8 protein-coding genes and 2 pseudogenes are annotated in these 9,255 nt (G+C 72.9%); 7 read left to right on the forward strand and 3 right to left on the reverse strand.

Features of this window, described 5'->3' with window-relative positions; genetic code table 11:
- From AB0O00_RS21980 to AB0O00_RS22010, 7 genes and pseudogenes are all read left to right on the forward strand, one after another.
- The coding region (locus AB0O00_RS21980; protein ID WP_363654279.1) for an ATP-binding protein at positions 1–147 on the forward strand (147 nt) is incomplete at its 5' end.
- Between the two features lie 137 nt (positions 148–284).
- Positions 285–1,409, forward strand: a complete 1,125-nt coding sequence (locus AB0O00_RS21985) for a substrate-binding domain-containing protein (RefSeq protein ID WP_363654267.1) — start codon at positions 285–287, stop codon at positions 1,407–1,409.
- A 67-nt stretch (positions 1,410–1,476) separates the two neighbouring features.
- Positions 1,477–2,265 (forward strand): ATP-binding cassette domain-containing protein, encoded by a 789-nt coding sequence (locus AB0O00_RS21990; RefSeq protein WP_363654269.1) that lies wholly within the window; start codon positions 1,477–1,479, stop codon positions 2,263–2,265.
- Between the two features lie 71 nt (positions 2,266–2,336).
- Positions 2,337–3,605, forward strand: a complete 1,269-nt coding sequence (locus AB0O00_RS21995; protein WP_363654281.1) for a sugar ABC transporter permease — start codon at positions 2,337–2,339, stop codon at positions 3,603–3,605.
- A gap of 31 nt (positions 3,606–3,636) precedes the next feature.
- Positions 3,637–4,311 carry a 50S ribosomal protein L11 methyltransferase gene (locus AB0O00_RS22000; protein ID WP_363654271.1) on the forward strand — a complete coding sequence of 225 codons (675 nt, stop codon included), beginning with the start codon at positions 3,637–3,639 and terminating at the stop codon, positions 4,309–4,311.
- Between the two features lie 57 nt (positions 4,312–4,368).
- Positions 4,369–4,806: a GNAT family N-acetyltransferase gene (locus AB0O00_RS22005; protein WP_363654273.1), complete on the forward strand. Its 438-nt coding sequence runs from the start codon at positions 4,369–4,371 to the stop codon at positions 4,804–4,806.
- 157 nt (positions 4,807–4,963) lie between these two features.
- Positions 4,964–6,232: pseudogene (locus AB0O00_RS22010) on the forward strand (pyridoxal phosphate-dependent aminotransferase); the annotation flags it as partial.
- Positions 6,233–6,245: 13 nt separating this feature from the next.
- Here AB0O00_RS22010 and AB0O00_RS22015 read toward each other — a convergent pair.
- The 3 genes and pseudogenes from AB0O00_RS22015 to AB0O00_RS22025 form a co-directional block, all read right to left on the reverse strand.
- Positions 6,246–6,857: a serine/threonine-protein kinase gene (locus AB0O00_RS22015; protein WP_363654275.1), complete on the reverse strand. Its 612-nt coding sequence runs from the start codon at positions 6,855–6,857 to the stop codon at positions 6,246–6,248.
- A 159-nt stretch (positions 6,858–7,016) separates the two neighbouring features.
- Positions 7,017–8,108: a protein kinase gene (locus AB0O00_RS22020; protein ID WP_363654277.1), complete on the reverse strand. Its 1,092-nt coding sequence runs from the start codon at positions 8,106–8,108 to the stop codon at positions 7,017–7,019.
- 462 nt (positions 8,109–8,570) lie between these two features.
- Positions 8,571–9,255, reverse strand: a pseudogene (locus AB0O00_RS22025) (hypothetical protein); the annotation flags it as partial.

A 9,255-nucleotide genomic window follows, 5' to 3' on the forward strand; every position in this document is an offset into this window, starting at 1 on the left:
AGCCGGGACGAGGGCGGCAGCGGACTCGGCCTGCCGATCGCCCGCGACGTCGCCCGCCACCACGGCGGCACGCTGGCCGTCGCCCCGACGGGCCCGGGCGCGGGCGCCCGCCTGACGGCCGAGCTTCCGCTGGCGGGCGAGCGGTAGGGCGTGTCTTTCGGGTCAGGTCGGAGGGCCGAAAGACACGCCCCAGGTACCCGTTCGGCGCACCTGCGGTCGTGGCGGAGCCGCCGGTTTCCCAGACTCGGAGGACAGGGGGTGGACTCAACAGGAGAGGCATCCCCATGAGCATCAGGCTTCGACGCGTCCTCGCGGTGACCGCAGTGGTATCCCTCGGCCTCGGCGCGGCGTCCTGCGGCAGCGCCAAACAGTCGTCGTCCGGCGGCGGTTCCTCCGGCGGCGCCGGTGCGAGCGGGTCCGTCGCGCTCGGAGCCGTGCGGATCGGCCTGCTGCTGCCGGAGACGAAGACCACCCGCTACGAGCAGTTCGACCGCCCGCTGATCGAGGCGAAGATCAAGCAGCTGGCGCCCGAGGCGCAGATCGACTACTACAACGCCAACCAGGACGCGACGCTCCAGCAGACCCAGGTGGACACCGCCCTCACCAAGGGCGACAAGGTGCTGATCCTGGACGCGGTGGACTCCAAGTCGATCCAGTCCTCCGTCCAGAAGGCCCACGACGCGGGCGTCAAGGTGCTCGCCTACGACCGCCTCGCCCAGGGGCCCGCCGACGCGTACGTGTCGTTCGACAACCGCAAGGTCGGCGAACTGCAGGGCCAGGCGCTGGTCGCCGCGGTGGGCGACAAGGCGGGCGCGGGCGAGATCTTCATGGTCAACGGCTCGCCCACCGACCCCAACGCGGCCGACTTCAAGGCCGGCGCGCACAGCGCCATCGACGGCAAGCTGAAGATCGGCAAGGAGTACGACACCCCGCAGTGGGACCCGACCACGGCCAACCAGGAGGCGGCCGCGGCGATCACCGCGATCGGCGGGAGCAACGTGGTCGGCGCCTACTCGGCCAACGACGGCATGGCCGCCGGCGTCGCGACCGCCCTCAAGGCGGCCGGCCTGAGCGTTCCGCTGACCGGCCAGGACGCCCAGCTCGACGCCGTCCAGCGGATCGTGGCGGGCAGCCAGACCATGACGGTCTACAAGCCGCTCAAGCCGGAGACCGACACGGCCGGTCAGATGGCGGTCGCGCTCGCCTCGGGCAAGCCGCTGGACTCCACGCTCGCGCCGACCACGGTGACCAACGGCAGCGGCAACAAGGTGCCCGCCAACCTGCTCACCCCGATCGTCGTCACCAAGGACAAGGTCAAGGACACCGTGGTCGCCGACGGCTTCTACACCGTCGCGCAGATCTGCACGCCGGACTACGCCGCCGCCTGCAAGGCCGTCGGCCTCCAGTAACCCCAGCGCCGTCCGAAGCCGAGAAGCCGAGAAGCCCCGCCTCCACGACGGAGGCGGGGCAAGGGAGTTGGTCACTGTGGCAGGTGAGACCGTACTGGCCCTGCGCGGGGTCTCCAAGCGGTTCGGCGCCGTCCAGGCGCTCACCGACATCGAACTGGAGGTGCACGCCGGCGAGGTGCTCGCGCTGGTCGGCGACAACGGCGCCGGCAAGTCCACCCTGGTCAAGTCGATCGCCGGGGTCCACCAGCCGGACGAGGGCGCGATCGAGTGGCACGGCCGGCCGGTGAGCATCCACCGCCCGCAGGACGCCCAGCACCTGGGCATCGCCACCGTCTACCAGGACCTCGCGCTGTGCGACAACCTCGACGTGGTCGGCAACCTCTTCCTCGGCCGCGAGCTGCGACGCTTCACCGTCCTCGACGAGGTCGCGATGGAGAAGCGCTCGCGCGCGCTGCTCGACACCCTCTCCATCCGCATCCCGAGCGTACGGATCCCCGTCGCCTCCCTCTCCGGCGGCCAGCGCCAGGTCGTCGCGATCGCCCGCGCGCTGATCGGCTCGCCCAAGGTCGTCATGCTCGACGAACCGACCGCCGCCCTCGGCGTCGAGCAGACCGCGCAGGTCCTCGACCTGGTCGAGCGGCTGCGCGACCAGGGCCTCGGCGTGATCCTCATCAGCCACAACATGGCCGACGTGATGGCCGTCGCGGACACTGTCGCGGTGCTGCGCCTGGGCCGCAACAACGGCGTCTTCGACAAGCGCTACACCAACCAGGAACAGATCATCTCGGCCATCACCGGCGCCACGGACAACGCCGTGACCCGCCGCAAGGCCCGTGGCGAGGAGGGTTCCCAGTGAGCGAGAACATTCCCGGGAGCCCGCAGGGCGGCGAACCCGAGCGCCGCCACGCCCCGCTGCCCGAGGAGAACATGCCCAAGGGCGGCGTCAACGCGCCCGTCCCGGTGGCGCCCGAGGCGATCCCGGCGGTGGACCCGCGGCTGATCGTGCGCCAGGAGGGCATCAAGGGCTACCTCGGCGAGTTCCGCCGCCGGATGAGCAGCGGCGAACTCGGCTCGCTGCCCGTCGTGCTGGCGCTGATCGTGATCTGGGCGGTGTTCGGCAGCCTCAACAGCACCTTCCTGTCCGCGCAGAACCTGTCGAACCTCTCCCAGCAGATCGTCGGCACCGGCATGATCGCCATCGGCGTCGTGTTCGTGCTGCTGCTCGGCGAGATCGACCTGTCGGTCGGCTCGGTCAGCGGACTGTGCGCGGCGATCTTCGCCGTCCTCAACGTCAACAACGGCGTCAACCAGTGGGTCGCGCTGATCACCGCGATCGTCGGCGGGGCGATCGTCGGCGCGATCCAGGGCATCTTCTTCGCCAAGGTCGGCGTCCCGGCGTTCGTCGTCACCCTCGCCGGTAACCTCGGCTGGAACGGCCTGATGCTCCAGGTGCTCGGCGCCACCGGCACCGTCAACCTGTCCGGCAAGGACATCGTCTCCCGGCTCTACAGCACCATCTACGGCCAGCAGATCGTCGCCTACGGCGCCGCGCTGGTCGGCGTGCTGCTCTTCCTGGGCGCCTCGCTGGTCGACGCCCGCCGGCGCCAGGCCGCGGGCGTGCCGTCCCGGCCGGTCACCGACATCGTGCTGCGCACCGTCCTGCTGGCGATCGTCGCCTTCCTCGCCGCCTACACGCTCAACCAGTACAAGGGCCTGCCGCTCGCGCTGCTGATCTTCCTGATCTTCATCGTGGTGCTGGACTTCGTGCTGCGCCGCACCTCGTACGGACGCCAGGTGTTCGCGCTCGGCGGCAACATCGAGGGCGCCCGGCGGGCCGGCATCAACGTGTCCTGGATCCGGATCAGCGTCTTCACGATCTGCTCCACCATGGCGGCCGTCGGCGGCCTCTTCCTGGCCGCGCAGATCCAGTCGGCCAGCCAGACCTCCGGCGGCGGCAACCTGCTGATGAACGCGATCGCGGCGGCCGTCATCGGCGGCACCAGCCTCTTCGGCGGGCGTGGCAAGACCTGGTCGGCGCTGCTCGGCGCGCTGGTGATCGCCTCGATCCAGTCCGGGATGAACATCGAGGGCCTGAGCAACGCGATCCAGTTCATGATCACCGGTGCGGTGCTCCTCGCCGCCGTCGTGGTCGACTCGCTCGCCCGGCGCACCCAGAAGGCCGCCGGGCGCGCATGACGGGCCCCTCGCGGGCCCTATGCTGCGGGACATGCCGAGTGAGCTGCGCCTCCACCAACCGGACACTGATCTCGCGTTCATCCTGCGCGAGACCGAGCTGAAGCCCGTCCCGTTCGTCCCCGAGATCCGCCTGCACATGGCGGACGACGCGATCGCCCTCTGGGAGACCACCGAGAAGGCCCGCGGCAAGGCCGGACTGCCGCCGCCGTTCTGGGCGTTCGCGTGGGCGGGTGGCGTCGCCGTCACCCGGCACGTGCTCGACCACCCGGAACTCGTCGCCGGGCGCAGCGTGCTCGACGTCGCCGCCGGGTCGGGCGTGGTGGGCGTCGCCGCGGCGCTGAGCGGGGCCGCGTCGGTGCGCGCCGCCGAGATCGACGCCTACGCGGTCGCCGCGATCGGGCTCAACGCCGAGGCCAACGGGGTCCGGGTGGAGGGCGCCCTGGTGGACCTGGTCGACGGCGACGGCGCCCCGGCGGACGTCGTCCTCGCCGGGGACGTCTTCTACGAACGGGCCATGGCCGCCCGGTTCCTGCCCTTCCTCGAACGGGCCGCGGCGCGCGGCGCCACCGTCATCGTCGGCGACCCGGGCCGCGCCTACCTGCCCCGCGACCGGTTCACCGCGCTCGCCGCGTACGAGGTGCCGGTGGTCGCCGACCTGGAGGACACGGCCGTCAAGACGACGACGGTGTGGCGGCTCGGCCGGTAGTGCCCGGCAGGCGGAATTCCCGGTGCCGGGGCGATCGGGCCTGCTAGACACGGGCCCATGACCGACGACATCGCCCTGCGCACCGCCACCCCCGACGAGATACCCGCCCTGCTCGCCCTGTGGGCCGCCGCCGCCAAGGGCACCAGCATCTCGGACGACGAGGCCGGCGTGGCCGCCCTGCTCGCGCGCGACCCGCACTGCCTCCTCGTCGCCACCCCGGCCGACGACCCGGCCACCCTGCTCGGCACCGTCATCGCCGGCTGGGACGGCTGGCGCGCCCACCTGTACCGCCTCGCCGTCGACCCCGCCCACCGCCGCCGGGGCATCGGCGCCGCCCTGCTCGCCGCCGCCGAGGAGCGCCTGGCCGCGCTCGGCGCCCGCCGGATCGACGCGATGGTCCTGGACGAGAACGAACTCGGCCACCGCACCTGGAAGGCGGCCGGCTACGCCCCCGAACCGCAGTGGAGCCGCTGGGTGAAGCCCCTGCCGCGCTGAGCCGGCGCCACTCCCGTACGGCTCGACGTTCGGACGGCCGCCGACCGCTGGCGGCCGTCCCGGGCGCGTGGTCGGCTGGGGCCCATGCGTGCCCGAACGATCCCGTTCCGGCGCGCCCCAGCCGAATCCGAGCACGGACAAGGGGCCACCCATGACCATGACCGACCAGGACCTCGAACTCGCCTCGCCCGAGGCCGCCGCCGCCCTCCTCAGCCACCAGCCCGACCTGGAGCAGGCCCTCGCCTACTTCCACCAGTACATCGCGCCGCCCACGGCGATCAACCTCTCCGTCGCCGAGAACGTCCTGCTCTACCAGCACTCGCTGAAGGACCGGCTCGGCGCGATCAAGCTGATCCCGGAGCGGTCCACCCAGTACCAGCCCTCGATGGGCACCCCGGACTTGCGCAAGCACGTCGCCGCCCTGCTCACCCGGGCGTTCGGCCCCAAAGTCAACCCGAACCACGTGTTCGGCGTGGCCGGGGTCTCCTCCGCGCTGGAGTGCGTGGCCTTCGCCCTCAAGGGGCTCCCCGCGAGCGACAAGCCGCTGAAGGACGGCGACGGGGTGCTGATCCCGGCGCCGTACTGGCAGGGCTTCAACTGGTCGTTCGAGACGCGGCCCAAGCTGAAGTGCGTCCCGGTGAACCTGCCGACCACCGGGGACAAGCGATTCCAGCTCACCCTGAAGCTCATCCAGGACGCGTACGCCGCCCAGAAGAAGCCGCCCCGCCTGCTCGTCCTCACGAACCCGCACAACCCGCTGGGCGTCAACTACCCCAAGGCGCTGCTGGAAGAGATCTACACGTGGGCGCTCGGGCACGACCTGCACGTCATCTCCGACGAGATCTACTGCCACTCCCAAGTCGCCGGGGCCACGCGGAAGTTCACGAGCGCGGTGGCCCTGGACGCGTACAAGCCGAAGGCGAACGCGGCGCGCATCCACGTGGTCTGGGGCTTCGCCAAGGACTTCGGCCTGTCCGGGTTCCGCACCGGGTTCGTCATCTCGACGAACGAGACCGTGGCCCACACCATGACGGGCGCCAAGACCCCCAAGCCGGTTCAGGCGCTGCCGTGGTTCAGCCCGTTCGACTCGCTGAAGACGTACACCATGGACAGCCTGCTGACCGCCACCGTCGACGGCACCAAGGAGCTGTACACGACGCAGGCGATGACGGACTACCCCAGGCTGCTCACCGAGAGCTTCGAGACGGTCAAGGCCGCCCTGGACAAGGCGAAGATCGCGTACGTCCACCATGACGGGGACAACGCCGCCCAGTTCTTCTGGCTCGACCTCACCAAGTACCTCGGCAAGCACTGCAGCAACGGCGAGGACGAGAGCCCGGTGGTGCCGGTGCCGTTCGCCGGCACGGACAAGGACGAGGACTGGCTGTACCGGTACCTCATGGCCAAGCCCACCGAGGTCACGCTCCTGCCGGGCACCGTCATGCACAGCCCCGCACCCGGCTTCTTCCGGATGTGTTACACGGCCCGCCCGGCGAGCCGACGAGGTCGCCCGGCCGGGTCAGCTCGGCGGAGCCCTCGAAGGTCGCGATCCCGAAGTCCAGCAGGACGACCCGGCCGGTGCCGCGCTCCAGCAGCACGTTGGCCGGCTTGACGTCCCGGTGCAGCACGCCCAGCTGGTGCCCGCGGTGCAGCGCGGCCAGCACCTGGCTGCCGACCTCGGCGGCGGCGCGCGGCTGGAGGGTGCCGTCCTGGCTGATCACGTCGGCCAGCGAGCGGCCGTCGACCAGTTCCATCACGATCCACGGCCGGCCGTCCTGCTCCAGGACGTCGTGCACGGTGATGACGCCGGGGTGCTTGATCCGGGCCGCCGCGCTCGCCTCGCGCTTCATCCGGGCGTGCAGGATCTGCAGCTCGTCCTCGGGGAGGTGGTTGACGGTCAGCTCCTTGACCGCGACCTCGCGGTCCAGCATCCGGTCCCAGGCCCGCCAGACGGTGCCCATGCCGCCCCGGCCGAGCCGCTCGCCCAGTTCGTACCGCCCGGCCAGCAGCCGCTCCGTCTCGGCCGTCTCCGGCCGGTCCTGCACGCCCATCGGCGACCGCTCCCCCTCGCTTCGGCTGCCGTCACTGCGACGGAGGGCCTGGTGCAGACCTCTGTTCGAACAAATCCCACGCACACATTAGGCCCACCTCGCCGACCCCGGTAATCTCCCCGGTCCGCCGCATCGGCGAACCCGGACGGGGCCGGGCCGTCAGCCCGCGAACATCACCACGGCGGCCACCCCCAGCACCAGCAGCAGGAATACGCCTCCGACCAGCAGCGGCCCCAGCAGGGCCGGGGGTATCCGGGGCGGGTCGCCCCCGTCCGTCCGCGCCCCGCGCCCGACGGACGGCACGGCGGCGGCCCGGCCGCGCCCGCGCGGGATCTTCACCAGCGGCCCGTCCGGCCGCAGCACGACCTCCCGGGCCGCCCGCTCGCCGCCGGTCGGCTCCGGCGCCCCCGCCAGCAGCGCCGCCAGCTCCCGGCGGACGTCTTCGGCCGTCGGCCGCAGGGTCGGATCGGGCTGGAGCAACCGGTCGACCAGCGGCGCCAGCGGCCCGCAGGCCGCCGACGGCGCGCGCCGCCCGTCCCGGACGGCCGTCACCAGCTCCGGCACCCCGTCCTCGGGGTAAGGCGAACGCCCGGTCAGCAGCCGCTGCAGCAGCACCCCGAGCGCCCAGCAGTCCCCCGCCGGGCCGCCGTCCAGCGGCCAGCGCTCCGCCACCGGGCCAACCAGGGTGGCCCGCACGTCGTACCGGCGGCGCCCGCCGGGCCCGCCGAGGTCCTCGGCCAGCGCCTCCTCGGCCACCCCGGACAGCAGCCCGCCGAGCATCGCCGCGCCGTCCTCGCAGACCAGCACCGACTCGACGGTCAGGTTGCCGTGGCTGAGCCCGGCCTCGTGCAGCGCGCGCAGCGCACCCGCGAGGTCCGCCGCCAGCTCGGCCGCGCGGTACGGCGGCACCGGCCCCTCGGCGACGAGTTCGGCCAGCGGCACCCCGGCCGGCCGCTCCTCGACCGTCCACAGGAGCTCGCCGTCGACGAACGCCCCGACCCCGCGCAACAGCCGCGGGTGCCAGGCCGGCGCCGTCGAGCCCACCGCCGCGACCCGCCGGACCAGCCGGTCGGCCTGCGGCGGCGTCCCGTCCTCCGGATCGTGACCGCCGGTCAGCAGCGCGGGCAGCTCCAGGGCGCGCAGCAGCACCGGCTCGCCGGTGCCCTCGTCCACCGCGACCGCCCGCAGCGCCCCCGGACGGTCCGTCAGCCGGTAACGGCCCGCCAGCACCTGTCCGGGGCCTGCTCGCATGCCAGTTCCTCTCGCTCACCGAGCAGCCTACTGAGCGGCCTGTCGAGCGGCTCCCCTAGGCTCGGTCCACGGACTGGACCGATCCGATCGACACCGCCTGCCGAGCCGCCGGCAACGCCAACCGGGCGACGCAGGCCGAGGCCGTACGCACGGTCGAGGCGTCCGTGGTCGACGGTGACCAGCCCGTCGCCTCCACCGCCGGACGCCACCCCGACCACTTCCGCAAGGGCGCGCTCGTCCTGACCACCCACCGGCTGCTCTCCCTGAAGGACGGGAAACCGCCGGTGCCGGTTCCGCTTGCGGCCGTCACGGACGCGATCGTGGCGCGGACCCGGCGGGGCGGCGACGTCCTGACGGTCGTCTCGCTGACCGGCTCGCACCACTTCGAGGAGGTGGCCGGGGCCGGGGAGTTCGCCGAGCGGCCCAGGACCACCGCCCGGGCCGCCCGGAACGCGGGCCGCGTTACGGCGCGGGCTGGAAGCTGGCGAACGCCTGGTCCCTGGCCTGGGTGTTGGCCGGGGCGGTCCAGTCCGCGTCCGGCGTGGTCCAGTAGATCGCGTAGCCGTACTTGGCCGGGCTGCCGGTCACGAAGCCGCGGTTGAGCGAGTGCGTCTTCGGCGTGCCGTTGGTCCACTCCCAGTCGGCCGCGTTGCTCCACTGCCGGTAGTTGACCGTCGCGAGGTTGACCCGCTGGTAGTTGGTCACCTGCCCGCGCAGACCGGGCTCGGCGTCCTGCCAGTCCGCCAGGGCGCTCGGGTCGGGGCTGGTGGTCCACTCGATCCGCAGGGTGCTGCCGTTGCCCTGGAAGGTCCGCCGGGTGGGCTCCGAGCCGCTCTGCTGGAGCCAGTCCGGCAGCACGACCGAGAAACCGCTCGGGTCCTTGAACAGGTGGTACCCCGCCGGCACCGCACCGCCCGGGGCCGGCTGGGCCGCGCTCGGCGTGGCGGCCGGGGCCGGGGCCTGGGTCGGGGTGGGGACCGGGGTGGGCGTCGCCACCGGGGCCGGCGCCTGACCGCCCGCGGGGGTCGTCGCCGCGCCGTCCGGGGCCGGCTGCGGGGCCGCCTCGGTGCCGGCCGGCGCGGGCTCGGACGCCGCCGGGCTCGGCGCGGCGGTCGGCGCCGAGGACCCGCTCGGGGTCGCCTCCGTG

It is taken from the genome of Kitasatospora sp. NPDC093558 (assembly GCF_040683475.1).
Classification (GTDB): Bacteria; Actinomycetota; Actinomycetes; order Streptomycetales; family Streptomycetaceae; genus Kitasatospora.

Coding starts and splice junctions, on each gene's coding strand:
- AB0O00_RS22000 (WP_363654271.1), top strand. CDS start 3,637: ATGCCGAGTGAGCTGCGCCTCCACCAACCGGACACTGATCTCGCGTTC.
- AB0O00_RS22015 (WP_363654275.1), bottom strand. CDS start 6,857: ATGGGCGTGCAGGACCGGCCGGAGACGGCCGAGACGGAGCGGCTGCTG.
- AB0O00_RS21995 (WP_363654281.1), top strand. CDS start 2,337: ATGCCCAAGGGCGGCGTCAACGCGCCCGTCCCGGTGGCGCCCGAGGCG.
- AB0O00_RS21985 (WP_363654267.1), top strand. CDS start 285: ATGAGCATCAGGCTTCGACGCGTCCTCGCGGTGACCGCAGTGGTATCC.
- AB0O00_RS22020 (WP_363654277.1), bottom strand. CDS start 8,108: ATGCGAGCAGGCCCCGGACAGGTGCTGGCGGGCCGTTACCGGCTGACG.
- AB0O00_RS22005 (WP_363654273.1), top strand. CDS start 4,369: ATGACCGACGACATCGCCCTGCGCACCGCCACCCCCGACGAGATACCC.